The organism is Paracoccus aerodenitrificans (genome assembly GCF_027913215.1).
GTDB classification, from domain to species: domain Bacteria; phylum Pseudomonadota; class Alphaproteobacteria; order Rhodobacterales; family Rhodobacteraceae; genus Paracoccus; species Paracoccus aerodenitrificans.
Genome location: NZ_CP115784.1, coordinates 568,927 through 594,689, shown reverse-complemented (window position 1 = coordinate 594,689; position 25,763 = coordinate 568,927). Strand labels below are relative to the sequence as shown.

Annotated in this window: 24 protein-coding genes and 1 tRNA gene; 4 read left to right on the top strand and 21 right to left on the bottom strand. The window is 61.0% G+C overall.

The window, feature by feature from the left end:
- Nucleotides 1-76: 76 nt before the first annotated feature.
- The 17 genes from PAE61_RS04225 to coaBC all read right to left on the bottom strand — a co-directional run bounded on the left by PAE61_RS04225 (nucleotide 77) and on the right by coaBC (nucleotide 15,007).
- Nucleotides 77-439 (bottom strand): DUF6915 family protein, encoded by a 363-nt coding sequence (locus tag PAE61_RS04225; protein WP_271114168.1) that lies wholly within the window; start codon nucleotides 437-439, stop codon nucleotides 77-79.
- An 11-nt stretch (nucleotides 440-450) separates the two neighbouring features.
- The gene (locus PAE61_RS04220; protein ID WP_271114167.1) at nucleotides 451-924 is read right to left on the bottom strand and encodes a DUF6878 family protein; all 474 of its coding nucleotides are present in this window, start codon (nucleotides 922-924) and stop codon (nucleotides 451-453) included.
- Between the two features lie 142 nt (nucleotides 925-1,066).
- Nucleotides 1,067-1,231 carry a hypothetical protein gene (locus tag PAE61_RS04215; protein WP_271114166.1) on the bottom strand — a complete coding sequence of 55 codons (165 nt, stop codon included), beginning with the start codon at nucleotides 1,229-1,231 and terminating at the stop codon, nucleotides 1,067-1,069.
- Between the two features lie 382 nt (nucleotides 1,232-1,613).
- On the bottom strand, nucleotides 1,614-1,919 hold the full coding sequence (locus PAE61_RS04210; RefSeq protein ID WP_271114165.1) for a hypothetical protein: 306 nt from the start codon (nucleotides 1,917-1,919) through the stop codon (nucleotides 1,614-1,616).
- A gap of 192 nt (nucleotides 1,920-2,111) precedes the next feature.
- Entirely contained in the window at nucleotides 2,112-4,124 is a 2,013-nt protein-coding gene (locus PAE61_RS04205; protein ID WP_434803123.1) for a ParB/RepB/Spo0J family partition protein, read from the bottom strand.
- A 152-nt stretch (nucleotides 4,125-4,276) separates the two neighbouring features.
- Nucleotides 4,277-4,633 (bottom strand): DUF2958 domain-containing protein, encoded by a 357-nt coding sequence (locus tag PAE61_RS04200; protein ID WP_271114164.1) that lies wholly within the window; start codon nucleotides 4,631-4,633, stop codon nucleotides 4,277-4,279.
- Nucleotides 4,630-5,574, bottom strand: coding sequence for an ArdC family protein (locus PAE61_RS04195; protein ID WP_271114163.1), 945 nt, complete (start codon nucleotides 5,572-5,574; stop codon nucleotides 4,630-4,632). Before PAE61_RS04195 ends, PAE61_RS04200 begins: the two co-directional genes overlap by 4 nt.
- A 246-nt stretch (nucleotides 5,575-5,820) precedes the next feature.
- Nucleotides 5,821-5,897 (bottom strand) — tRNA-Arg (locus PAE61_RS04190).
- Nucleotides 5,898-6,139: 242 nt separating this feature from the next.
- The gene (locus tag PAE61_RS04185) at nucleotides 6,140-7,351 is read right to left on the bottom strand and encodes a cysteine desulfurase (RefSeq protein WP_271114162.1); all 1,212 of its coding nucleotides are present in this window, start codon (nucleotides 7,349-7,351) and stop codon (nucleotides 6,140-6,142) included.
- Nucleotides 7,348-7,947 (bottom strand): YIP1 family protein, encoded by a 600-nt coding sequence (locus tag PAE61_RS04180; RefSeq protein ID WP_271114161.1) that lies wholly within the window; start codon nucleotides 7,945-7,947, stop codon nucleotides 7,348-7,350. Before PAE61_RS04180 ends, PAE61_RS04185 begins: the two co-directional genes overlap by 4 nt.
- On the bottom strand, nucleotides 7,944-8,447 hold the full coding sequence (locus tag PAE61_RS04175; RefSeq protein ID WP_271114160.1) for a hypothetical protein: 504 nt from the start codon (nucleotides 8,445-8,447) through the stop codon (nucleotides 7,944-7,946). Before PAE61_RS04175 ends, PAE61_RS04180 begins: the two co-directional genes overlap by 4 nt.
- Nucleotides 8,426-9,760, bottom strand: a complete 1,335-nt coding sequence (locus PAE61_RS04170) for a SufB/SufD family protein (RefSeq protein WP_271114159.1) — start codon at nucleotides 9,758-9,760, stop codon at nucleotides 8,426-8,428. The genes PAE61_RS04175 and PAE61_RS04170 overlap by 22 nt, the downstream gene beginning before the upstream one ends.
- Nucleotides 9,760-10,515: a Fe-S cluster assembly ATPase SufC gene (gene sufC / locus PAE61_RS04165; RefSeq protein ID WP_271114158.1), complete on the bottom strand. Its 756-nt coding sequence runs from the start codon at nucleotides 10,513-10,515 to the stop codon at nucleotides 9,760-9,762. The genes PAE61_RS04170 and sufC overlap by 1 nt, the downstream gene beginning before the upstream one ends.
- A 21-nt stretch (nucleotides 10,516-10,536) precedes the next feature.
- Nucleotides 10,537-11,178: a hypothetical protein gene (locus tag PAE61_RS04160; RefSeq protein ID WP_271114157.1), complete on the bottom strand. Its 642-nt coding sequence runs from the start codon at nucleotides 11,176-11,178 to the stop codon at nucleotides 10,537-10,539.
- 6 nt (nucleotides 11,179-11,184) lie between these two features.
- Entirely contained in the window at nucleotides 11,185-12,708 is a 1,524-nt protein-coding gene (gene sufB, locus PAE61_RS04155; RefSeq protein ID WP_271114156.1) for a Fe-S cluster assembly protein SufB, read from the bottom strand.
- A 29-nt stretch (nucleotides 12,709-12,737) separates the two neighbouring features.
- Nucleotides 12,738-13,778: a cysteine desulfurase family protein gene (locus PAE61_RS04150; protein ID WP_271114155.1), complete on the bottom strand. Its 1,041-nt coding sequence runs from the start codon at nucleotides 13,776-13,778 to the stop codon at nucleotides 12,738-12,740.
- Nucleotides 13,778-15,007: a bifunctional phosphopantothenoylcysteine decarboxylase/phosphopantothenate--cysteine ligase CoaBC gene (coaBC, locus tag PAE61_RS04145; RefSeq protein ID WP_271114154.1), complete on the bottom strand. Its 1,230-nt coding sequence runs from the start codon at nucleotides 15,005-15,007 to the stop codon at nucleotides 13,778-13,780. The genes PAE61_RS04150 and coaBC overlap by 1 nt, the downstream gene beginning before the upstream one ends.
- A 139-nt stretch (nucleotides 15,008-15,146) precedes the next feature.
- Here coaBC and PAE61_RS04140 point away from each other — a divergent pair, with 139 nt between their 5' ends.
- A complete protein-coding gene (locus PAE61_RS04140; RefSeq protein ID WP_271114153.1) occupies nucleotides 15,147-16,670 on the top strand; it encodes a YifB family Mg chelatase-like AAA ATPase in 1,524 nt (507 codons plus the stop codon).
- Nucleotides 16,671-16,961: 291 nt separating this feature from the next.
- Here the strand turns inward: PAE61_RS04140 and gshB are convergent, their stop codons facing one another.
- The 3 genes from gshB to rsmI all read right to left on the bottom strand — a co-directional run bounded on the left by gshB (nucleotide 16,962) and on the right by rsmI (nucleotide 19,447).
- The gene (gene gshB / locus PAE61_RS04135) at nucleotides 16,962-17,909 is read right to left on the bottom strand and encodes a glutathione synthase (RefSeq protein WP_271114152.1); all 948 of its coding nucleotides are present in this window, start codon (nucleotides 17,907-17,909) and stop codon (nucleotides 16,962-16,964) included.
- 72 nt (nucleotides 17,910-17,981) lie between these two features.
- Complete coding sequence (locus PAE61_RS04130; RefSeq protein ID WP_353620375.1) at nucleotides 17,982-18,443, bottom strand: YraN family protein; 462 nt, start codon at nucleotides 18,441-18,443, stop codon at nucleotides 17,982-17,984.
- Nucleotides 18,440-19,447, bottom strand: a complete 1,008-nt coding sequence (gene rsmI, locus PAE61_RS04125) for a 16S rRNA (cytidine(1402)-2'-O)-methyltransferase (protein ID WP_271114151.1) — start codon at nucleotides 19,445-19,447, stop codon at nucleotides 18,440-18,442. The genes PAE61_RS04130 and rsmI overlap by 4 nt, the downstream gene beginning before the upstream one ends.
- Between rsmI and PAE61_RS04120 the strand changes: the two genes are divergently transcribed.
- Genes PAE61_RS04120 through murJ form a run of 3 tightly spaced genes read left to right on the top strand, consistent with a single transcriptional unit; the run spans nucleotide 19,431 to nucleotide 24,949 of the window.
- Nucleotides 19,431-20,621, top strand: a complete 1,191-nt coding sequence (locus PAE61_RS04120; protein ID WP_271114150.1) for a penicillin-binding protein activator — start codon at nucleotides 19,431-19,433, stop codon at nucleotides 20,619-20,621. The genes rsmI and PAE61_RS04120 overlap by 17 nt on opposite strands.
- 22 nt (nucleotides 20,622-20,643) lie before the next feature.
- Nucleotides 20,644-23,418, top strand: a complete 2,775-nt coding sequence (locus PAE61_RS04115; protein ID WP_434803122.1) for a [protein-PII] uridylyltransferase — start codon at nucleotides 20,644-20,646, stop codon at nucleotides 23,416-23,418.
- Nucleotides 23,419-23,422: 4 nt separating this feature from the next.
- Nucleotides 23,423-24,949, top strand: coding sequence for a murein biosynthesis integral membrane protein MurJ (gene murJ, locus PAE61_RS04110; RefSeq protein WP_271114148.1), 1,527 nt, complete (start codon nucleotides 23,423-23,425; stop codon nucleotides 24,947-24,949).
- On the opposite strand, the gene PAE61_RS04105 is transcribed toward murJ, so the two are convergent.
- Nucleotides 24,946-25,689, bottom strand: a complete 744-nt coding sequence (locus PAE61_RS04105; protein ID WP_271114147.1) for a cytochrome c biogenesis CcdA family protein — start codon at nucleotides 25,687-25,689, stop codon at nucleotides 24,946-24,948. The two genes, murJ and PAE61_RS04105, sit on opposite strands and share 4 nt — an antisense overlap.
- Nucleotides 25,690-25,763: the final 74 nt, after the last annotated feature.

Genomic DNA, 25,763 nt, shown 5'->3' with positions numbered 1-25,763 from the left:
AGCCTCCGCGACGGGCGGCGGAGGCCTTTCCTCCACCTTTGCAACCAGTCACGGAAACCCCGACCCGCCTCTGCCTCTATCCGTCCGCCATCGCCGGATCGACCAGTACCTCGATTTTTTGCGTCCGGCCCATCCACGGCTCCGGCCGGATCGCGCGCGCCCAGTCCGCGAAGCTGGGAATAAAGCCCAGATCCTCACGCACATGCTGCTCGCCCACCCAGCGGGTCGGAATCACCCGGCCCGTGGAGAGGGTGATCGTCGGACCAAAAATCGTCTCCAGCATGAACACGCCCTCGGCATGGTGGCGCAACGCGCGATGCCGGAAGTCGGCGGTGATTTCCTTGCTTTGGTCGAACCATGCATGCAGGGGCATGAAGTCATCGAACTCGCCGCCCCACTTTTTCACCGAGGACAGGGAATGATGATAAGGATGCGCCATCCTTGCCTCCCTCAGAATATGTGTTCGTAGGTTTCGGTCGCGGTGTAACGTTCGTTGTAGTCGAGCGTAATCGTCCCCTTCTCCACGTCGAAGGTGAATTCACCATAGGCGCCATCGTTGTTTTCCCAGCCGCCATGGGTTTCCGAGAGGAAATCATAGGCAAGCTGTTCGACGGCCTCGGCGACCGTCATAGCCCGTTCGGTGATTGTGTCGTCACCCCAGCTGGTGCTGGCGATGGTGATCTGGGCCTCGGGCAGGTTCACGGTCTCGCCACCGGAAAGGGCCGAGATATCCTCGACCTGGCCGCTATCGCCATAGCCGTCGAAGGTAACCATGACCTGCGTGATGCCGGCTGCTGCCAGCGCGTCGAACAGGGCGGTCTTGTTGGCTGGCCGGATGGTTGCGCCGCGGGCCTCAAAGGTGGCGCGATCCGCCTGAAACCGCGCCATCGAGGCGGCAAAGTCGAGCGGTTTGGGATTAGTCATGCGTGGTCTCCCGGAGAGCGGTGAACGGACGAACCGACCGGCGCTCTCTCAAACCGGCAGGCTTGCCCCCTCCCGGCCCGCCTTTTCCTCTGGCCGCGGCGGGGTCTCACCGCCGGGCGCAGGGATGAGGCGCTGTCGCGCCTCATGTCCACGGATCGATTTCCAGCTTCACCATTTCATCATCGCCATCCCATTCGGCAGCGGGGCATGCGGCATGGGTGCCATCCCCGGCCTGAAACACGACGATCTCGACCATCAGCGTGGCGGCGAGGCTGGCGGCGAAGGCGGTGGCATCTGCGTAGGACATGTTTTCGGCTCCTGTCTTGGAGGCGGAGGACCATCCCCCGCGTGACGGGTGCCCGATGTGTCTGACCGGATCTGCAATCACCCTCGGGTCCCCGAGGGCGGCACGCGCGCGTAAGCCGACCCTTCACGGGTTGACTGCAAAGAGGCGGATCAGACCAAGGTTTGCGAATGGAAGCGGGGATGGGGCTTTGCATCAGACAGGAGCCGGATGTCCGCAGATGCCGCCGCGCGAGCCGTGCCGCCATGCGGACGTCAGAGCCGCGTTCTATTCAGGCCGGGGGATGGAACCAACGGCCCCGCCATCAGAATGGGGATGACATGGTGAAGCTCGACATTGGTCCGTGAGGCGATGACCTGCCGCTTGCGCCCCGTTCTGGCAGGCATCAATCCCAGAGCCCTTCGGCGATCTCGCGGGCGATCATGGCACGGACCTTCATCATCACATCGTCGCCGGATGTGTCGATATGCCCGTAGAACCGCGCCCAACCGCCACGCGCTGTCCACTCGGCATAGTAACAATATTCGCGGGCATTGAGGCGAAAGGCGCGCAGGTCCGCCGCCCAATGGGGTTTTGGCTCGATTACGACCGTGACGCCATCACGGGTTTCTTCCCAGGGCAGGGATCGCTCAGCAGGCGGGATGCGGCAGTCGTCGCGGAATATCTCATCAATATCGATGGATGCGGACATCGGGTTCCTCCAAAGAAAAAGCCCGGTAACAGAGACCGGGCAAAGTGTGGAAACGGAACGGTGAGGCGGCACAAGCCGCCGCGTCTTGCGCTATTCGGCGGCGACCTTGTGCTGTGGATCGCCTTCATCCTCGTCGCTGTCACCGGCGAGGAAATCCGGCAGATCTTCGGCTTCAGCCCCCACGTCATTCGCCTAACCGGCTCCGGCATCCGGATCAACCATCCGCAGCGGCTCGGGCAGCCAGCCGGTTTCTGCCAGCAGGCGCTCAGCCTCCTGCGCCATGTCGCCCTTCTTCAGATGGTCGATCAGCTGCGCCGACCGCTCGCCCGCGCCCTCGCTCACCGCCTCGATGATGCGCGGCTTGGTCACCCGACCGAGATAGTTGCCAACCGTCGGACGCCAGCCCGCCGCCACCATGTCGAGCCCGGTCGCGCGTGCCAGCCGGTCGGCCTGCGATAGCCGCACTTCGAGACCATGCTGGCTGACGCCCATGCCGCTATAGGGGTTCGGTTTTTCATGCAGCGCGTTGACGCCGAAGCTGACGCAATGGGCGAGCAACTCCATGCGCGTGCCATCGTCCTGCCCCTCCAGCCAGTCCCAAAGCGCCGCGTCATCGGCCGGGATGTGATCACCCCAGCGTTCCTGCCGCTCCTGGATGGCCTTAGCCGAAGCGCTCTCGCCCAGCCCCTCGGCCTGCATGGGGAAATGCACCTCGCGGATATGAGCCTCAAGGCAGCCCTTTGGCGAATGCGGCAGGAAGCAATCGCTGACCAGCCGGTGCAGCAACGCGGTCAGGGCCACATGCGGATTTTGCGCCACGGCGTCGCGCAGGGCCAGCGTGCGATGCGCGGTCAACTCGCTGACCAGGCGGTCGGGCAGCGGTTTGATGGCATCGGTCTCATCGTCCTCGTCGGCCTCCGGCGCTACGCCGCCCACGGTGATCACAGCGCGTTGGACACTGCCGGGCTCATCACTTTCGACGCGCAAACCATCGGCGCCATCGCCCTCCTGGCCTTCCACCACCTCATCCTCGGGACGGACGAAGCCACACTCGACGACAAGCTCACCATCGTGACGGATGCTGACAAAGACGCCGGCATGGGCCATCTGATCAGCGTCATATCGCAGGGGACGGTCCTCGAAGGCGTCCAGCGCTTCCTCGATTTCGCCTAGACGCGCGTCCACCTCGTCGGGGAATTCGTCAGCCTCGGCATATTCCGCCTCGAGCGCGTCGAATTCGTCGCGCAGCTTTTCCCGTTCCGCACGCTCCGCATCGCTCAGGTCAATGGTGGCGCCGGTCAGGCGGCGCAGGCCGTTGCCATGGCCGTAGGGAAAGTCGACCGCGACTTCGATCCATTTCCAGCCCTCGGCGGCGATGACCTCGGCCTCAGCCTTCAGCTTTTCGTCCACCAACTTGTCAAGCAATATCGGGTCCTGCAGCCAGCCACCATCGTCCTGCTGGAAGAGATCGCGCAGCACAGTGCCGCCCGCTGCCTCATAGGCTTCCAGGCCGACAAACAGCGCCCGCTTGTCGGCGGCGCGAACCGTGGTTTCGGTCAGCAGACGCCGGATGTGGTAGGGGTCCTTCTGCCAACTGTCCTTGATCGCATCCCAGACCTGTTCCTGCCGCGCATGATCCTGGGTTACCGTGAACGCCATCAGTTGCTCGAGCGTCATGCCGTCCTCGGCATAGACCTCCAGCAAGGATGGCGCGACCGCTGCCAGGCGCAGGCGTTGCTTCACCACCTTCGCGTCAACGAAGAAGGCCCCCGCGATCTCTTCCTCTCCCATGCCCTTGTCGCGCAGGGTCTGGAAGGCGCGGAACTGATCGAGCGGATGCAGCGGCGCGCGTTCGATATTCTCGGCCAGCGAGACCTCGTCGATCAGCACATCGCCCGCCTCCGAGACCACGCAGGGCACCGGCGCGATCTTGTTCAGGCGCTTCTGCTTGACCAGCAGTTCCAGCGCCCGGAAGCGCCGACCGCCGGCAGGCACTTCGAAGAGCCCGGTCTCCTGCCCATCCGCGTCGAGTTCGGGCCGCACATGCAGCGACTGGATCAGTCCGCGCCGGGCGATGGATTCGGCCAGCTCCTCGACCGAGATCCCGGCCTTCATCCGCCGGACATTGGCCTGGCTCAGCACCAGCTTGTTGAAAGGGATGTCTCGCGACGACGCGAGGATAATCTTCTGATTGGCATTGGCCATTAGGATTGCTCCGCGACGGGCGCCGAAAGCCTCTCTCTCGGCAACCGACCCGTCACGACGCACAGCGCCGCCCTCTTCCTCGAAAGAGAGCGGCGCCGGATCATAGGGGCGACGATTGAAGATCATGCCCTCCCGTCATCTTCATCGGAAGGTCATTGGCCGGCGCAGGCGTGGAGCAACTGCTCAGCGCCCCGAATGCTGCCAGCCTCCCGCGCAGCTTCCGCCCAGACCGAAATCGGCAGATCGCTAGCAAAGTGCAGATCGCGCTCGATCCCCATGGCGAAGGGCAAGCGGATGGATCGCAGCTCGTCAAAGGACCAGGAACCCAATTCGGGACAACCGAGATCGGCCAAGCCGAACATGATATCGCCCCCTGCATCGAGTTCGGTGGCCAGCCAGACGCCGGCGCCGAAAGGATTGAAGAATTTGACCACCGGGGCGCGGTCGGCGCCAGCCTCTTGGCCATTGGCCAGCAGTCGGTCACGTTGCACAGAGGTCAGGAGGATCATGCCGCCGCCCTCCCACCCATAGCTGCGCTATCCGCCTCGGGCAGATGCGCCAGCAGCCAGTCCGCCGCCTTGCTGGCCTGCGACGCGGCGCGGACGATGGCGCGATTGTCTCCACGGAGCACCTCCAACCAGGAGCCAATGTAATCGGCGTGGCGCACGGTCGGCACGATCCCGAGCGAGGCGCAGCAGAAGGCGGCGTTCATCTCGGCGACCAGTTCCTCGAAAGCGTATGTCTTTGTGCCGAAGCTGCCGGTGAGATCGCGTCCGAGACGAGACGCATGGCCCGAGGCGTGGCCCAGTTCATGAAGCGCCGTCCTGTGCCAGTTGATCGGCTCGAAATAGGCCTGCGGCGGTGGAACCTGCACATAATCATGGGCAGGAACATAGAAAGCCCGATTTCCGCCGATGCGGAAATCGATGCCTGTGGCTTTGATCAGCGCCTCAACCGTCGGCTCGATCATGCCGGGCGTTGGTGGCGGGGCCGCGATGGCGATGTCCTCAGGCAGGCCTTCGCATTGAGCGGCGTTGAACACCGTGAAGCGTTTGAGGAAGGGGATGCGCCCCGGTTCCTCGCCCGTCTCGCGAGCGCGGCGCTTTTCCTCTTCGGGCGTGAAACGGTCTGCATAGACGACCGTCGTGCCACGCTCGCCCTTGCGGACATTGCCGCCAAGCGCCAGCGCCTGCCGAAAGGTCAGCCACGCCTGCGTCGGATAGCCATGCTGCACCACCGCACCCCAGAGGATCAGCACGTTGATCCCGGAATACTGCCGTGCCGTCGCGGCATTCCGCGGCATCGCCAGCGGCGCCTTCGCCGCCGCCGTCCCCCAGGGCTGAACCCAGGGCTGCCGCCCCGCCTCCAACTCGGCGATGATCTTGTAGGTGATGTCGTCGTAAAGGTTGCTGCGCGCGCCGCCGCGCGCCGCGCGGGTCTGTCTGGCCATCGGGATATCCTCCGCGACGGGCGCCGGAGGCCACTCCCCCAACCCTCAACCCGTCACGGAACACCCAGACAAGCTCTAACTCTCAGCGACGAACGCAGCGCCGCCTGAGAGGGTCGCAACGCCAGAACAGAACTAAGATATTGTTCCGGCAAGAAGAATCGGCCCTGCCGCTTACGCGAATTTGCCGCGTAAGCAGCAACTGCAGGCAGGAACGAATTTTTAAGATATTGATATATTTAGAAGAAATGGCGCACCCGAGAGGATTCGAACCTCTGGCCTCCGCCTTCGGAGGGCGGCGCTCTATCCAGCTGAGCTACGGGTGCATACCGTTCGCGAGATGCTTACGCCATGCTTACGCGAGTTTTTCGTCTACAGGAAGAGCGAACCCGACATTCGCTCAAGCCATTGTTTAGTCATTTCTTTCTTCCAACACCAGCAGCTATAACCAGACTTGACATCTGCCTTCGGAGGGCAGCGCTCTATCCAGCTGAGCTACGGGTGCCTGCGGGGGTGATTAGCGGCAATCGGCGTGCGCTGCAATGGGGCTTGCGCGAAAAGCCGCGGGTCAGGCGAAAAGTTCGCGGCTGAATTGCAGGGCTTCGATCAGCGCGTCCACCTCGGCTTCGGTGTTGTACATGCCGAAACTTGCCCGGGCCGAGGCGGTGATGCCATAGAACTCCATCAGCGGCATGGCGCAATGGCTTCCGGCGCGCACAGCGATGCCCCGCTTGTCGAGGATGGTCGAGATATCATGCGCATGGGCGCCATCCATCGTGATCGAGAAAATGGCACCCTTTTCAGGTGCATCGCCCTGCACCTGCAGCCAGTTCAGCTCTCGCAGGCGGGCGCGGGCGTGATCGCGAAGGCGGCGTTCATGGGCGGCGATATTCTCCATTCCAAGAGACATCATATATTCAAGCGCCGCACCCAGACCGATCTGGTTCACGATGCCGGGGGTTCCGGCCTCGAATTTCAGGGGCGGGTCGGCATAGTCGACCGCCTCGCGGGTGACGGTGCGGATCATGTCGCCGCCGCCCATGAAGGGGCGCATCTCTGCCTGCCGCTCGCGGCTGATCCAGATCGCGCCAGAGCCCGAAGGGCCGTAAAGCTTGTGGCCGGTGATGCAGTAGAAATCCACGCCAAGTGCACCCATATCCACCGGCATATGCACGGCCGCCTGACTGCCATCCACCAGCACCGGCACATCGGTCCCTCGCGCAATCGCTGCGACATCGACCACGGTTCCGGTGACATTCGACATATGGGTAACGGCGATCAGCTTTGTCTTCGGACCGACCGCAGCAAGCATTTTTTCAGGCGGCAGCGAGCCGTCCGCATCGGGTTCGACCCATGTCAGCACCACACCCTGCCGTTCACGCAGGAAATGCCAGGGCACGATATTGGCGTGATGTTCGAGCACCGAGAGAACGATCTCGTCCCCGGCCTTCAGGCGCGGCGCGGCCCATCCATAAGAGACCAGATTGATCGCCTCGGTCGAGCCGGTGGTGAAGATGATCTCTTCCTCATCCGCTGCGTTCAGAAACCGCGCGATGATCCCGCGCACTGCCTCATAGCGGTCGGTCGCAAGGTTGGAGAGGTAATGCAGGCCACGATGGACATTGGCATATTCATCTTCATAGGCGCGGGTAATCGCCTCGATGACCTGACGCGGTTTCTGCGCCGATGCGCCATTGTCCAGATAAACCAGAGCGCGATCATTCACCTTCCGCGACAGGATCGGGAAATCGGCGCGGACGGTCTCGACATCGAAGCTCATGGCTGCACCTCAGCAGGGGTTTCGGGAAGCAGGCCAAACGCGCCCGCCATCACCGACAGGAAAATCAATGCGAAAATGCTGGTAACGACGACCGCGAAAAAGACGATGGCCCCGCTGCGAAAACCATGCAGAGCCTTGATGAACTGCACGCTCAGCCAGAGATATATGAAAAGCCCCGCAAAGCCGAGCAAACTGGCGACAAGCGGGAAAATCAGCATCAGAAGGACCTGAGCGGCTTGCACGACGCAAAGCAGAAGCTCAAGCCAGGCGACGACAAGCACCGCATCGGCAAAGCTGCCGCGCCCGCCGAAGCCGCGCCCGACCGTCGCCATCAGCCACGCCATCAGCGACATCCAGATCATCTGCATGAAAGCGATTTTCAGCGGCTGGCCCATAGCCGCATCAAGCCCTGCCTCCATCGGCGCAGGCATCAGTCGCACGGCAAACACGGCCAGAATAGAGGACAGCGCCACAGCCAAAGCCAAGGCCATCCAGCGGGCCGGCACCGGCAAATCCAGCGACTGCAACTGACGCAGGGCCAGCGGCGGATTTTGCAGCGAATTGCGTGCCAGTATCTTCAGATCGTGAAAAGTCATTTCCGTGTCGCCAGCGTCCTGATCCCGGCACCCCAGATAAACAGAAATCCCAGACCTGCAACAAGCCGGGTCAGGGATAATGCCGCACCTTCCCCGATCAACCCCTCTGCCAGCCCGGCCAGCAGCATCGCAGGCGCGATTGCCAGAAGTGCCCAGAACAGCGCCAGACGGGACGCGGCAGGCTCAATCCGCCAGGGCGTCAACCATGCCAGCAGGCTGACAAACGACGCCAGCGCATAGGCCAGAAGCGGCATCAGAAACATCACGGCCATAATCGCTCCGGCAATCCGTCCGCCAAGGGGAACCGAGGGATCATGTGCAGCCGCACGCGCATGTCCCGGTGCCTGAGCGATCAGAAACACCAGCATCGCGCCCATCAGCACGGCCAGCATCGCGCCCTCGCCCATCGGAGACAGTTCGCGCACCACCCGGCCCGGGCTTCGCCAGGACGCAATGATGCGCGGAACTATGCCCGCTGTCACGAGTGCCTTGTCAGCCATGCATCCAGACGATCATTGATTTCTTCGCGCAGACCCTCATCCTCGACCTCTGCCAGAGCATCGGCAAGGAAGGACAGGACCATCAGGATGATCGCTCTTTCTTTCGGTACACCACGGGAACGCAGATAGAATAAGGCGGTCTCATCAATCGCACCCGTGGTCGAGCCGTGGCTGCACTGGACGTCATCGGCGTAGATTTCAAGTTCGGGCTTCCCGAGAAACTGGCTGTTTTCATCCAGCAGCAATGCCTGGCTGATCTGATAGCCATCGGTTTTCTGAGCGCCGGGCTGGACAAGGATCTTGCCCTGGAAAATCCCTTTCGCGCCGTTCTTCAGCACCTTCTTGAAAACCTGCCGCGATTCACAGCGCTCGGCGTCATGGGTGATGAACACCGTATCGTCGTGGTGGAAATCACCGCGATTTGCATCGCCCAGAACCGCAGCGGCAATATGGGCGACGGCATCATCTCCGACGATATCGATCACAGATTCATGGCGCATCAACGTGCCGTTTACCGACAAGGCAAAGGATTTGAACTGCGCTTCGGCAGCGATACGGGCGAAAACCCCACCCCATCCCAGCTTTTCATGCCCGGCCCGTTTGGCCGCGATATGGTGGAACCGCGCAGCCTCGCCCAGATCGACCTCAAGCACGAAATTCGACCGTGCCCCGGTCATCCCGGTTTCAAGCAGCGTCAGCTCTGCGCCCGGTTCAAGCCGGATGACATGGTGGTAATAGACATCCGCGGTTTCGTCCTTGCGGCGGTGGATCATATGCAGCGGTCTTGAAGGCTTGCCGCTGACCCGGATCAACGCCCCGTCACGCGCAACAGCCGTGTTCAGCGCCCCGAGCGGGCGTGCCACATGCTCATGCGCGGCGCCTTCGAGCGTTCCGTAAAGATCCGCTGCCCAGTGATCCCCGCCAGCCTCATCGACCTGAGCCAGCGAAGCGATTTCTACCCCTTCCAGCGCCAGATCGTCCGACTCCGCCAGATCAAGCGCCCCGTCAACGAAGACAAGCTTGACCCGGTCAAGATCCTGAAACAGAGGGCCGTCCGGTCCCTGCCCCGCAATCGCTATGGGGTCGGGACGCGGCGCATTAAAAGCTGCCGGATCGGTATAACGCCAATATTCATCGCGCGAACGCGGCAACCCCATCTTGCGAAGCCGCGCCAGAGCCTCTTGCCGTGCACGGGCAGTAAAGCCGCCCTGTGGCAGGTCCAGAGCCTCCAGCCGCGCGGACAGCGCCGGGTCATCGCCGCTTCCGGCAATTTCCGGTGTGACCTGTCTGGTCTTGACTGCTGTATCGGCCATCAGGCCACCTCCGACAGGATATCCGCGTAACCGTTCTTCTCGACTTCCAGAGCCAGATCGGGACCGCCGGATTTGACGATCTTGCCATCGGCCATGATATGCACGACGTCAGGGCGGATGTGATCCAGCAAACGCTGGTAATGGGTGATCACCAGAAACCCGCGCTCAGGCGAGCGCAGCGCGTTCACGCCATCCGCCACCAGCCGCATCGCATCCACATCCAGACCGGAATCCGTCTCGTCGAGAATGCACATCTGCGGCTCAAGAATAGCCATTTGCAGAATCTCGTTGCGCTTCTTTTCACCGCCCGAGAACCCGACATTGACCGGCCGCTTCAGCATCTCGGCGTCGATATCCAGCGATTTCGCTTTCTCGCGGATCAGCTTGAGGAACTCCGCAGCCGACAATTCATCCTCTCCGCGCCGCTTGCGCTGAGCGTTCAGCGCCGTGCGCAGGAAGGTCATATTGCCGACGCCCGGGATCTCGACCGGATACTGGAACGCCAGGAACAGACCGGCAGCGGCACGCTCTTCCGGCTCCATTTCCAACAGATCCTGACCATTCAGCGTGGCGCTACCTTCCGTGACCTCATAGCCATCACGGCCTGAAAGCACATAAGAGGTGGTCGATTTCCCCGAGCCGTTCGGCCCCATGATCGCATGCACCTCACCAGCCGGAACCTCCAGCGAGACCCCTTTCAGGATCTGCTTGTCCTCGTCTTCAAGTTTGGCGTGGAGGTTTTCTATCTTGAGCATATTTCTTCCGTTTCCTGTTTTTCAGCGGTGGTCAACAAAGGATCCCGCAATGCGTGTCAGCAGAGTTCCGGGTATTTCCATCGGCTCAAGCCGGAACACCGCCATGCGCCCGACCATCTCTTGTATCGGACAGATTTCTTCGACCCAATGGTAATAGGGACGATCATCGTAATCATCGAAAAGCACCGTCGCCGACTGCGTCAGGCGCATCGCAGCGGTCGCGAAGCAGGAGGCCCGGAACCGGCCGTCGATCAGGATCAGGTCGGGCTCGCGGAAACCTTCCTGCTCCCAGACAGAATGCGCATAGAGGTGATAATTGCGGAACCCGTCATGGCTGGCAGGATGCCCCCACCCCTTGGTCGGACCGATATCAGCATGGATGACGCTGAAACACTCGCGCGGGAACTCAGCCGCAAGACTGTCATCGATCCGCTTCGCCCAATCGGCATCGCTTTCCACGGAATACACCATCGACGCACCGCGCCGCAGCATTTCGAAAGTAGAGCCGCCGCTGCCATATTCCAGCACGACCATCCCGTGCTGGATCACCGATCGCAGCTTGTCTGCTTCCTCAGGCGGAAGCGTCAGACCGAACGCAGCATCGGATTCACCATCCACGCCGGAGGGTGTCAGAGAAGCCTGGGCAGCGACCACGTCACTCATCCGAGATTACCCCACCGAGCCTTCCAGAGAGATCGCCACGAGAGACTGCGCCTCCATCGCGAATTCCATCGGCAGAGCCTGCAACACCTCCTTGGCGAAACCGTTGACGATCACGGCGACGGCTTCTTCCTCGTCCATGCCGCGCTGACGGCAATAGAACAACTGGTCGTCATCCACCTTCGAAGTCGTCGCCTCATGCTCAACCCGCGAAGAGGTGTTCTTGACCTCGATATAAGGCACGGTATGCGCCCCGCATTTATCGCCGATCAGCAGGGAATCGCATTGAGTGTAATTCCGGCTGTTCGTCGCACGGGGATGCATTGACACCAGACCGCGATAGGTGTTCTGCGCCTTTCCTGCAGAAATCCCTTTGGAAACAATGCGCGAGCGGGTGTTCTTGCCAAGATGGATCATCTTGGTCCCGGTATCGGCCTGCTGGTAATTATTGGTGATGGCGATAGAATAGAACTCGCCCTGACTTTCCTCACCGCGCAGAACGCAGGACGGGTATTTCCAGGTCACCGCACTGCCGGTCTCGACCTGAGTCCACATGACCTTGGCCCGCGCCTCGCGGCAATCGGCCCGCTTGGTGACGAAGTTGTAAATACCGCCCTTGCCTTCTTCATCGCCGGGGAACCAGTTCTGGACGGTGGAATATTTGACCTCAGCATCTTCGAGGATCACGATTTCCACAACGGCAGCATGAAGCTGCGCCGTATCGCGTTTGGGCGCGGTGCAGCCTTCCAGATAGCTGACATAAGAGCCTTTATCCGCGATGATCAGCGTCCGCTCGAACTGGCCGGTATTTTCGGCGTTGATACGGAAATAGGTCGACAACTCCATCGGGCAGGTCACGCCCGGCGGGATATAGACAAACGATCCATCCGAGAACACGGCACTGTTCAGCGTTGCATAGAAATTATCGGTGGGCGGCACGACGCTGCCCAGATATTTCTTCACCAGATCGGGATATTCGCGGATCGCCTCGGAGATCGAACAGAAGATCACACCGGCTTTCTTCAACTCTTCCTTGAAGGTCGTGCCGACGCTCACACTGTCGAAAACCGCATCGACGGCAACGCGCCGCGCATCTGCCGGAGTTTCGTCGCCGCCACGCTCGACCCCCGCCAGAATCAACTGCTCTTTCAGAGGAATACCCAGCTTTTCATAGGTCGCCAGCAGTTTGGGATCGACCTCATCCAGCGATTTCGGCTTTTCCTCCATCGATTTCGGCCGGGCATAATAATACTGATCCTGAAAATCGATCTCAGGATAGTTCACCATCGCCCATTTCGGCTCGGTCATGGTGACCCAACGGCGATAGGCGGCCAGACGCCATTCGGTCATCCATTCCGGCTCGCCGTTTTTCTCGGAAATCAGGCGCACGATATCTTCGGACAGGCCCTTCGGGGCATAGTCCATCTCGATCTCGGTATCCCAGCCATATTTATAGCTGCCCATATTCGCGACGGTCTCAACCGTTTCGCGATCAACGCCTTCGCGCACCTCAAGATCGGTGGTGTCGTTCATCTTTTGTCCTTCCTCGGGCCGGGCGCAACCTAGCCGTTCCTGTCGCTCCAGCGTCCATACGCGGATTCCCAGGCATCCGCAAATCGGTTCATCTGATCATCACCCAAAGCCGGGCTTATCGAAATTCGGATCGCGGATTGCGCCGCGGCATCGTCAAAACCCATCGCCTGCAACGTACCGCTGGCCCTGACCTTTCCCGACGAACAGGCAGAGCCCGCCGAGATGGCAAAGCCTGCCAGATCCATCTGCATGACCTGCGTTTCACCCTTCCAGCCTGATGTAAGAATGCAGGTCGTATTCGGCAAGCGGCGCGTCTCTTTTCCGGCGATGACAGATCCCGGCGCAGCCGCAAGCAGCCGGGCTTCCAGCGCATCGCGGCGGGCTGCGACCTCATCCCACAGCCCGGCCTCCAGATCGCGCTGCGCGGCAGAGGCGGCGGCGGCAAAGCCAAGGATGCCGATCATGTTCTCGGTCCCGCCACGGCGGCCCTGCTCTTGCCCGCCGCCGCGAATGACGCCTTCGATATCGGTGCCTTTCTTCACGATCAAAGCACCGACGCCCTTCGGCCCGCCCAGTTTATGAGCGCTAACAAATCCAGCCGTGATCCCCAGCCAGTTGAAGGCGAAGGGGATCTTGCCGAAAGCCTGCGTCAGATCCGAGGATGCCAGCCCTTCCGGAAGGGCCTGCACCACCCCGGTTTCGTTATTCGCCAGTTGCAGCGTCGCACGCACCGGATCCGGCACCGAAACGATCCCGTCGCGATCCACCGCCAGATCCTGCTCACACCATGTCTTGACCGCGCTGTGTTCCACCGCCGCGCAGGACATTCCCTTGCCAGCCAGCACCATCGCCGCGGCCTCGGTTGCGCCCGAGGTGAAGATCACATCTGCGCCCTCTGCCCCGAGGGCGGTGGCGACCTGCTCGCGGGCATGTTCAAGCGCCATCTTCGCCGCCCTGCCCTCGGTATGAACCGAAGACGGGTTACCGGCGATCTCCATCGCATCGGCCATTGCCTGCTTGGCCTCGGGCCGCAGCGGCGTCGTCGCATTCCAGTCCAGATAATCGCGCATTACAGAGCCTCCGCGATTCGCCCGGCCAGCTTGCGGGCAACCTCATCCTTGCCCATGCGCGGCCAGCTTTCCGCGCCCGCTTCCGAGATCAGGGTAACAGTGTTGCTCTCGCCGCCAAATGTCCCGGTTTCGGGTGAGACATCATTCGCGACGATCCAGTCACACCCCTTGCGCAAGCGCTTCGCGGTGGCATTCGCAACGACATCATTGGTTTCCGCAGCAAAGCCGACCACAAGATCCGGTCTGCGATCCGCCAGCCCGCTGACCCATGCCAGAATATCCGGGTTCTCGGCAAATTGCAGGACAGGCATGCCATCCCGGCTTTTTTTCATCTTCTGGTCAGAGGCATTCGCAACGCGCCAATCCGCCACCGCCGCCGCCATCACCGCCGCATCCGCTGGCAACGCAGCGTCAACGGCATCGCGCATCTCGGCCGCTGTCTGGATCCTGATGACATCGACCCCGTCAGGAGGCGCAACCGTCGCAGGGCCGGTCACGAAGCTGACCCTTGCCCCCAGATCGCGCAAAGCTGCCGCAATCGCCGTACCCTGAGCCCCCGAGGAATGGTTCGAAATATAACGCACCGGATCAATCGGCTCACGTGTGGGACCAGAGGTCACAATGACATGACGCCCGGCAAGCGGTCTCGCCGCAACCTCCGGCCCTAGCAGCAAGGGCGAGGGCCGCTGCGGATCAAGCGCATCCCGGATCGCTGCTACAATCGCCTCGGGTTCGGCGGCCCGGCCCGGCCCGAATTCCCCGCATGCCATATCGCCCTCATCGGGACCGACCGTCAGGATACCGTCCGCCTTCAGCGTCGCAAGGTTTCGCTGCGTCGCGGGATGGGTCCACATACGCACATTCATCGCAGGCGCAACCAGAACCCGCTTGTCGGTGGCCATCAGCAATGTCGAGGCCAGATCGTCAGCATGTCCCCCGGCCATTTTCGCCATCAGATCCGCCGTCGCAGGCACAACGACGACCAGATCCGCGTCACGAGACAGTTGGATATGGCCCATCTGGGCCTCTCGCGTCAGATCGAACAGATCGCGATGCACCTCTTCCCCGGCCAGAGCCGCAACGGACAGAGGCGTGACAAATTCCTCGGCAGCACGGGTCAGCACCGGCACGACGCGACAGCCTTCGCGCTTCAGCTCACGGATCAGGGTCAGGGATTTATAGGCCGCGATCCCGCCGCCAATCACAAGAAGAACCGTTCTGCCCTGCATTGAGCGTCTCCATCAAAGCTGCCTCCTCCGCAGATATGCGACGCAAGCGCGAACGGCAAGGAAAGCCCGCCCCTCCGATGTGGTTAACCCTTCCTTAAAACCGTCCCGCCTAGGCTGCGCGGCAATTGCTGGGGGTGTCATGGTCGCAATCGCCTATACGGTTGCCTTCGAAGGGGTCGAAGGCAGGCTGGTCGAGGCTCAATGCTCTGTCGCAGCCGGACTGCCCGCCTTTGCTATCGTGGGGCTGCCTGACAAGGCGGTCTCCGAAGCGCGGGAACGCGTGCGCTCGGCCTTCGGCGCCCTGTCCATCGCCATGCCGTCGAAGAAGATCACGGTGAATCTGTCCCCTGCGGATCTGCCGAAAGAAGGCTCGCATTTCGACCTGCCGATCGCGCTGTCCGTTCTTGCCGCGCTGGACATGCTGCCTGCGGAATCGCTTGCGTCGGTTGTCTCTCTCGGAGAACTGGCGCTTGATGGCCGCGTGGCACCTGTGCTGGGCGCATTGCCCGCCGCCATGACGGCGGCTGAAGATGGCCGCTCGCTCATCTGTCCGGCCTCATGCGGTGCCGAGGCCGCGTGGGTCGGCGCGGTTCCGGTCTTCGCGGCAAATCATCTGCGTCAGATCATCGACCACCTGAGCGAGCGCACGCCCCTTCAACCCGCTCGGCCCGGGCAGATATCGCCACCCGATGCGACGAATAACCTGAGAGACGTCAAGGGACAGGAACGCGCCAAACGCGCCATCGAGATCGCTGCGGCGGGACGCCATCACCTGCTGATGATCGGCCCGCCCGGCGCAGGAAAATCGATGCTGGCCGCAAGGCTGCCCTCTGTTTTACCGCCCCTCACCCCTGCCGAGGCCCTTGAAACGTCAATGATCCACTCACTTGCCGGTCTGCTCAAGGAGGGAGGCATCCCCCGGCATCGCCCATATCGGGACCCGCACCATACCGCATCGACCGCTGCCATCGTCGGCGGAGGTCGCGGCGCGAAACCTGGCGAGATCAGCCTGGCGCATCATGGCGTCCTGTTTCTTGACGAGTTTCCGGAGTTTTCCCGCCAGGTGCTCGACACGCTTCGCCAACCGATCGAAACCGGCGAAGTCGTCGTCGCCCGCGCAAACGCACATATCCGGTATCCCTGCCGTTTCCTGCTGATTGCCGCGGCCAATCCATGCCGCTGCGGGCATCTTGCCGACCCGGAGCGGGCCTGCGCCCGCGCACCCTCCTGTGCCGGAGATTATCTGGGAAAAACATCCGGGCCGCTCATGGACCGTTTCGACCTGCGAATCGAGGTGCCGAATGTCGGATTGGAAGAACTCGACATGCCTGCGACAGGCGAAGATTCCGCCGATATCGCCGCAAGGATCCTCTCTGCCCGCTCCCGGCAGGCATCCCGGTTCGAACAGCTAGCACCTTCTGCGGGCTTGTTATGCAACGCCGATACGCCGCCGCAATTGCTGGAACAGATCGCAAAGCCCGATCAGGACGGCCGCGACCTGATCCACAGCGCAGCCCGAAAACTGGGCCTGACCGCTCGCGGGTATCACCGTATCCTGCGAACGGCGCGAACCATCGCAGACCTGGCAGACAGCGAAAATGTCCGAAGCAATCACATCGCCGAAGCGATCAGCTATCGCATCCCCTTCATCGCAGGCGGGTGATCTGCGGAAGGCACCGGACATGTTCTATTTGAGCCTCAGAATGCAATCCGCTGGTTCAATAGAGGCAAAATTTCACCTTGCCAGAAGCAGGCTTGCCTCCTGATCGGCCCAAACAACAATATTCTGGAATGACAACCGAATCGAAAACGGCACAAATCGCCTCGCAAAGTGGAGCATATTGCTCCGGCATAGACAAAATAATTTCTCCAAATCGCAAGGCGACAAAGGAAAACTTTGTCTTCCCAACTCTTTAATCTGCCGTTTTGAGACACGGCATTGCCGAACTGCCACTTACCGCGCACTGAGCCGCCGTTCTATTGCATCCCAGATAAGCGCCGCTCCGTTAACACCATCGAAACGCTCCAATTCCTGAAGCCCGGTCGGAGAGGTCACATTGATCTCCGTCAACCAGCCATCAATCACATCGATTCCGGTGAACAGGAGCCCTTTTTCCTTCAATACCGGGGCAATCGTCTGGCAAATCTCCCGCTCACGGGAGGTCAGCTCAGTCTTTTCGGGACGCCCGCCCACATGCATATTCGAACGCGCTTCGCCCTTCGCAGGCACCCGGTTTATTGCCCCGATCGGCTCGCCATCAACCAGAATGATCCGCTTATCGCCGTCGACAACCTGCGGAAGATAGCGCTGCGCAATCACAGGTTCACGATTGATCCCAGCAAAAAGCTCCATCAGCGAAGACAGGTTAGGATCCTCTGGTCGCAGATGAAACACGCCCGCACCACCATTGCCATAAAGCGGTTTGACAATGATATCGCCGTGCTGGGCGCGGAACTCTCTGATCTCCACAATATCACGGGTAATAAGCGTCTCAGGCGTCAATTCCGGGAAATCGAGCACCATCAGCTTCTCAGGGCAATTGCGCACCCAGAACGGATCATTGACCACAAGTGTATCCGATGAAATCCGATCCAGAAGCAGGGTCGAGGTGATATATCCCATATCGAAAGGCGGATCCTGGCGCAGCCAAACCACATCGAAGTCGGTCAAAGCCACCGTCGCCCAATCACCAAATGCAACATGGTTCCCAGGCTCACGACGCAATGTTACCGGTCGGCCCTTCGCAGATACCACGCCTGCCCGATAAGAAAGCCGGTCAACAGTATATTGAAACAGCCTGTGCCCGCGGGCCTCTGCCTCCAGAGCGATGCGGAACGTGCTGTCGGCATCAATCACTATATTCTCGATCGGATCCATCTGCAGCGCGACATAAAGGCTCATCGAATTATCCTCCGTTTTCCGCCTTGTGAGACGTTCCGAAGGGCAGTTCAAGCTCCGATCAGGCAGATCGCCCTACTGCCAGCCAAACGCGTTCTGGATGACCTCGATGCGACCGAAGCGATCAACCATTGCGGCATCCATGCGCATATTTGTCATCTGCCCATCCGGCAGCGTTGCGCAGAACTCACATGCTGCACGGCAGATCCTGTCCATCTGACGTCTGCTGATCCGTTCGGCAGCGCTTGCAAAATCCCTTGCGGATTTCACTTCCACAAACACGACGATACCATCTTTCTGAAAAATCAGATCAATTTCACCCGCTTTCCCCCGCCATCGCTTTTCCAGAACCTCATAGCCTTCATGACAATAACGGTCACAAACCGAGGCCTCTGCCAAGGCACCGGAGTTATACGCTGTCCGGCCCCGGAGCGAACGAATCCCGAAACCATCGCTGTGCTGCAAAGCAGTTTCAGCAGAAGGTAAAGCCACAGCCGTCACTGGCAGTTTGTCGAAATCGAAGCAAAGCTGCGTCATTTGCTTTCTCCAAGTTTCAGCGCCTGCTGATACGCGTCGCGTCGCGATATCCCGAATCTCTCGGCAGCCGCTGCAGCAGCATCACGAACCGACATTTCATTTAGCAATTCCAACAGCACAGCCTCTATATCTTCTTCATTGGGAACAGCTTGCTGTGGCTGGTCCAGAACCAGAACAACCTCGCCTTTCAATCCGGCATCCGGGATCCGGCTGACTAATTCGGCTGGGTTTCCACGCAAGATTTCCTCAAACTTCTTGGTCAGTTCCCTGCACAGCACTATATTCCGATCCGCATCAATCTCGCACAATTTTTCCAATGTATGTTTAACGCGCCGCGGGCTTTCAAAAATAATCGCGGTTGCATCGATTGCAGCGACATCTTTCAGCCATTTCAGCCTTGCGGCGGCCGGCTGCGGCGGGAAGCCCGCGAAGACGAAGCGATCACTGGGCAGTCCTGACACGGTCAGCGCCGCAAGCGCTGCGGATGGCCCGGGAACTGCATGAACACGCACACCTGCCGCAGCGGCATCCCGGACAAGCCGGAATCCAGGATCTGCAACCAGCGGGGTGCCTGCCTCGGAGCAGTAGGCGACCGACAGCCCTGCCTCATAAGCTTCGTTCAGGGCTTTGCTTTGCCGTCCCTCATTGTGATCATGACAGGCAATGATCCGTCTTCCGCGCAGCGGGATGCCGTGAATATCCATCAGATGACGCAACGTCCTCGTGTCCTCTGCCGCCAGCAGCTCGGCCGAATTGAGCACATCCAGTGCACGCAGCGTGATGTCCCGCGCAGCACCGATCGGAGTCGAGACCAGATAAAGTCCCGAATCAAGCCTGCTCGCCTCGATGCGGATATGACGGATTTCGCCGGGGTCGTTGCTGTGTGTCACGTGATCCTCATCAATCGGGCGTCGCGTTGCCAAGTGCAAATGTAGTGAATAGGCTGCGGCACAAAGACACGCCACCTGACAATAGGGAATCATCTGAATGTTCACCATTGCCAAGCGAATGACGCGCCGAGCCGCGATTGCCTGTATCGCGGCGGCCGGAATGGCCGTTGCGGGCTGTCAGCCCACCAGCCTCGGCAGTTCTGGTCCCGCGATCGGCCCGCAGATCGATCCGTCGCAACCTGTTCAGGTCGCGATGCTGGTTCCGGGCGGAACCGGCAATGCCGATCTGGACTGGCTGGGCCGGTCCCTTGCGAACGCGGCGCGCATGGCTGCCGCTGACGCGAACGGAGCGAGGATCGACCTGCGCGTTTACACGACCACACCAGCCGAAGCCTCGGCTGTCGAGGCCGCAGAGACAGCCGCTGCCGAAGGCGCACAAATCATCCTTGGCCCGCTTTTCGCCGATTCCGCCAATGCGGTCGGCAATGCGATGAAGGATAACAACCTCAACGTGCTGTCATTCTCGAACAATACCCAGATCGCCGGCAGCAATGTGTTTGTGCTTGGAAATACCTTCGACAACGTCGCCGACAGGCTGGTGGATTATGGCGTGAAGCAGGGTCTCCGCCGCTTCCTGATGGTCTACGAAAACGATGCGGCTGGCCAGATCGGTGCGGCGGCGATCCAGTCGGCGATTGCACAGAACGGAGCGACCCTTGCTGGGCGGCAGGAACACGCTTTGTCGCGTGACAGCATCGACACGATCATTCCCGCAGTCTCTCAGGCGGCAAAATCCGGCCAGATCGACGCGATCTTCATGACCGCCAATCAACAGGCCGTGCTGCCCTATCTCACGGATCAGCTTGCCAATGCCGGTGTGACCTCGCGTGAGGCGCAGTTCATGGGGCTGACCCGTTGGGATACGCCTGCGGCACGGCTTCAACTTCCCGGCGTTCAGGGCGGCTGGTTCGCGCTGCCCGATACGACGCTGCAAAGCCAGTTCACCTCGCGCTATCGCGCTGCCTATGGCGAGGCCCCGCATGAACTCGGATCGCTCGGCTATGATGGCGTCGCGGCAGTGGCGGCTCTGGCGGGTTCGGGGAACCGGAACGCGGTCAATACGATCGGGCTGACCCGCTCTGCCGGGTTCACCGGAGTAAACGGGGTATTCCGTCTGCGCCGCGATGGAACCAATGAGCGCGGCATGGCGATTGCGACGATCAATAACGGTCGCGTTGTCATTATCGACCCGGCGCCGCGCAGCTTTGGCGGTGGTTTCGGGTTCTGAGTTGACGGACAAGACCGAAATTCTGCCACAAAGCGCCCCGGCATTGCCCGGGGCGCATTCGGTATTCGACCCCAAGACCTTCCTGCACGTGCTTGATGCGCGTCTCAGCGAGGTCCCGGATGCCCGCGCCAAGCGCACTGAAACCGTCTTCATGCTTCAGGCCGCGCGAAACGCGGCGATGGATGACATTATTACGGGATTCGAATCGCATCCCCGGGCAGCACGGGAAACCGTCCGCGCCATTGCCAGCCTGACCGACGCGATTGTGACAACCGTCCATTATGTCGCGACGACCCATCTGCATCCGAATAACAGCCCGACCGAGGCCGAACAATTGGCCGTCCTTGCCGTGGGCGGCTATGGCCGTGCCGAGATGGCACCGCAATCCGATGTCGATCTGCTGTTCCTTACCCCCTATAAAACCTCTGGCTGGGCCGAGAGCGTTGTCGAATCGATGCTCTATATGTTGTGGGACCTGAAGCTGAAAGTCGGCCACGCGACGCGCAGCATCGATGACTGCTTGCGGCTGGCAGGTCAGGACATGACCATCCGCACCTCGATGGTCGAACATCGCGCCGTCGCGGGGCAGCTATCCCTGGCCGAGAAGCTGCGCGAAAAATTGTGGTCCGAGCTGTTCGAAGCCTCCGTCCCTGAATTCATCGAGGCGAAACTGGCCGAGCGCGATAAGCGACATGAGCGTCAGGGCGGCCAGCGTTATGTTCTGGAGCCCAATGTCAAAGAGGGCAAAGGCGGGCTGCGCGATCTTCAGACGCTTTACTGGATCGCGAAATATATTCATCGCGTGGATCGGGCCGTGGAACTGGTCGATCTGGGCTTCTTCACACGGGATGAGCATCTCGCCTTCTGGCAGGCCGAGGATTTCATGTGGGCGGTGCGTTGCCATCTTCACCTGATCGCCCACAGGCCCGTCGACACGCTCAGCTTCGATATGCAGGTCGAGGTGGCCCGCAGAATGGGCTATCATGACCGGCCCGGACGGCGCGGTGTCGAGCTGTTCATGCAGGAATATTTCCGGCACGCAACCAAGGTCGGAGAGCTGACGCGGGTCTTCCTGACCGCGCTCGAAAGCCGCCATGTTTTCAGGCAGCCGATGCTGAAACGCATCTTCCGGCGCCGCAAGAAGCTTCGGCCCGGCTTTTCCGAGGATGCAGGGCGGCTGACCTATGCCGATCCGGAAAGGGCACTGGACGATCCGCTGAATATTCTGCGCCTGTTCGAGGAAGCGCTCAGGACCGGCGTTCTCATCCATCCCGAGGCGATGCGGCTGATCACCTCGAATCTCGATCTGATCGACGACGAGATGCGCGAAAACCCCGAAGCGGTGCGCATTTTCCTTGATCTGCTGCTGAAGCGGGGGAATCCGGAACGGGCGCTGCGGCGTATGAACGAACTGGACGTTCTGGGGGCCTTCATCCCGGAATTCGACCCCGTTGTCGCTATGATGCAGTTCAACGTCTATCACAGCTATACGGTGGATGAGCATACCATCCAGTGCATCGTCGCATTGTCCGAGATCGAACAGGGTCACGAGATCGAGGATTTGCCCATCGCCAGCCGGATCATGCAGAGCAAGATAAACCGGCGGGTTCTCTATCTGGCGGTGTTCCTGCACGATATCGGCAAGGGGCGGCCCGAGGATCACTCGATCATCGGGGCGCAGATCGCCCGGCGGGTGACTGCACGGTTCGGCCTGCCAGTCGATGAAATCGAAACAATCGAATGGCTGGTCCGCAATCACCTTCTGATGTCGGATGTGGCGCAGAAGCGGGATATCTCGGACCCGCGCACGATCCGGGACTTCGCCAAGGCGGTGAAAACCCGAAAACGGCTCGATCTGCTGCTTGTCCTGACCGTCTGCGATATTCGCGGCGTCGGGCCGAACACATGGAATAACTGGAAAGCCGTTCTGCTGCGTCAGCTTTACGAACAGACCGCGAGCGTTCTGGAAAACGGCATGGAAGCGCTGAACCGGGATCAGCGCCGCGATGACGCAAAGCGTGCGCTGCGTCATTACCTGACCGCTCAGGGTTGGGATGCGAAGGCGATCCGGGCGGAAACGGGTCGGCATTATGCGAATTACTGGCAGGGCCTGCCAAGCGAAACCCATATCGTCTTCGCGACCCTGCTGAAGGATCTGGGGGATAACGAGATCCGCATCGACCTGCACCCCGATCCGGATCGTGACGCGACACGGGCCAGCTTCGTGCTGGCCGATCATCCGGGCATTTTCTCGCGGCTGGCCGGTGCGCTTGCACTTGTCGGAGCCAATGTCGTCGATGCGCGGACCTATACCTCGAAGGACGGGTTCGCGACGGCGGTGTTCTGGTTGCAGGATGCCTCGGGCCATCCTTATGATGCCGACCACCTGCCCCGGCTGCGCAAGATGATCGACCGGACCCTGAAGGGCGAAGTCGTCGCGCGGGATGCCTTCGCCGATAAGGACCAGCTCAAGAAACGGGACCGGGCCTTCAAATTCCCGACCCATGTGACCTTCGATAATGAGGGCAGCGACATCTACACCATTATCGAGGTAGACACGCGCGACCGGCCCGGCCTGCTTTATGACCTGACCCGGACGCTGGCCGCGAACCATATCCGCATTGCATCTGCGGTGATCGCGACCTATGGCGCTCAGGTGGTGGACAGTTTCTATGTCAAGGACGCGTTCGGGCTGAAGCTTCAGCAAGCCTCGCGCCGCGAACGCCTGGAAAAGAAACTGCGTCAGGCCATACGCGAAGGCGCGGAACGCGCAGGCTCGGAGCAGGCAGGAGCTTGAACAGATGAAAAGCGGTTTGGTGCGCGGCTTTCTGACCGTAGGAAGCTGGACGACTCTTTCGCGGCTTCTCGGCTTTATCCGCGATCAAATCATGGCCGCATGGCTGGGTGCCGGTCCGATGGCCGAGGCATTCGCGATCGCTCTGTCCCTGCCAAACATGTTCCGCCGGTTTTTCGCCGAGGGAGCCTTCAACACCGCTTTCGTCCCGATGTTCGCCAAGAAGCTGGAGAACCGCGAGGAGGCGACGCGCTTCGCATCCGAGGCATTCTCGGGTCTGTTTGTCGTGGTGCTGCTGTTATCGGCCCTTGCGATGATCTTCATGCCGGTGATGGTCTGGCTGATGGCATCGGGATTCGCCGGGGATGAGCGTTTCGCCATGACGGTGGAATATGGTCGCATTACCTTCCCCTATATCCTGCTGATCTCGCTGGCCTCGATGATTTCCGGCGTGCTGAACGCAAATGGACGTTTCACGGCGGCGGCGGCGGCCCCGGTGATCCTGAATGTCCTGTTCATCGTCGCGATGATGCTGGGCCGCTGGTTTGGCTGGGATCTCGGCCTGACGCTGGCATGGGCAACCCCGATTACCGGCATCGCACAGCTTGGCCTCGTCTGGTGGGACGCGCATCGCACAGGCTGGACATTCCTGCCCAAGCGGCCCCGCCTCTCGCCCGAAATGCGCCTGCTGGTCAAGGTCGCCCTACCCGCCGCCTTTGCAGGTGGGGTCGTTCAGATCAACTTGCTGGTCGGCAGGCAGGTCGCGTCGCAATTCGAAGGCGCAGTGGCCTGGCTGTATTACTCTGACCGGCTGTATCAATTGCCGCTTGGCGTCGTTGCCGGAGCGGTGGCGGTGGTGCTGCTGCCCGAACTTGCCCGCAGACTTCGCGCGAATGACGATGCGGGCGGACAGGCCGCGTTCTGCCGGGCAACCGAGTTCGGCCTGTTTCTCACCTTGCCCTGCGCCTTCGCCATCGGCGTCATCGCCCTGCCGATGGTCGATACGCTGTTCGGCCGCGGAGAGTTCACCGATCACGATGTGCGGCAAACCTCCCGGGCGCTGATCGTCTATGCGCTCGGCCTTCCGGCATTCGTGATGCAGAAGGTCCTGCAACCGCTCTATTTCGCCCGTGAGGATACACGCAGCCCGTTCCGCTTCGCGCTGTATTCGATGGTTGTGAATGCGGTTGTCGCTGTCGGGCTGATGGGGTCGGTCGGGTTTCTGGCCTCGGCCATTGGCACATCGGCAGCGGCATGGGTTATGGTCGCGCAGCTCTGGTGGGGGACGCGGAACATGGGGCAATCCACAAGATGGGATGCGCGGCTGCGCCGCACCGCGCCCCGGATCCTTCTGTCATCCGCGCTTATGGCGGCAGGATTGTGGCTCACTCTGCGCTGGACAAACAATATCGGTATGGCGCGGATCCCCGAACTGGCCCTGCTGATCATCGGCGGCGCGATTGTCTATTTCGCGCTCAGCTTCGCGACGGGTGCGATATCTCTGTCCGATCTGAAACGGAATATACGGCGTTAACCAAGCGTGGCGAGCGCCGGGAACGTCTCAAGCATCCAATAGGACAGATCCGCCATCCGTCCGCTGACCAGCATAATGCCCACAGCGACCAGAAGCGCACCCATCACACGCTCGATGGTCTTCATATAGGGCTTGATCCGGTTCATCAGCCCCATCGCCCGGTTAATGAAAATCGCGGATAGCAGGAACGGTATCCCAAGCCCAAGTGCATAGATTGCCAGCAGCCCGATTCCACGCCCGATTTCCGCCTCGGTCGCGGCAAGCGACAGGATCATGCCGAGCTGCGGCCCGATACAGGGCGTCCAGCCAAAGGCGAAAGCCAGCCCGAGCACATAGGCCCCGAATGCAGACCCGCCCTGATCCCCGGCTTCCAGACGGGCTTCCTGATCCAGCAGGGGAATGCGGAACACATGCAGGAAATGCAGCCCCATGACGATGACCATGACGCCTGCGAATCTGGCCAGCCAGATCTGGTATTCCAGAAACAGCCGCCCGAATGCCGAGGCGGCAAATCCCATCACCAGAAATACCGTGGACAGGCCAAGCACGAACATCAGTGCGGGCGGCACGGCGCTTCGCTCTCTTGTTTGCAGGCCGTTCACGGTGATGCCGGTCATATAGGCCAGATAGGGCGGCACGACGGGCAGCACACAAGGCGACAGAAAGGACAGCACGCCTGCGATAAGCGCCACGGTGGCAGCCGGCATCAGCGCCGCGTCGATGAGGTCAATTCCAAACATGGCGCGAGATTAGCGTTTTTCCCCGTCCGCGCCAGAGGTCACAGGGTCACAGTCCCGTAACCACGCATACCGGA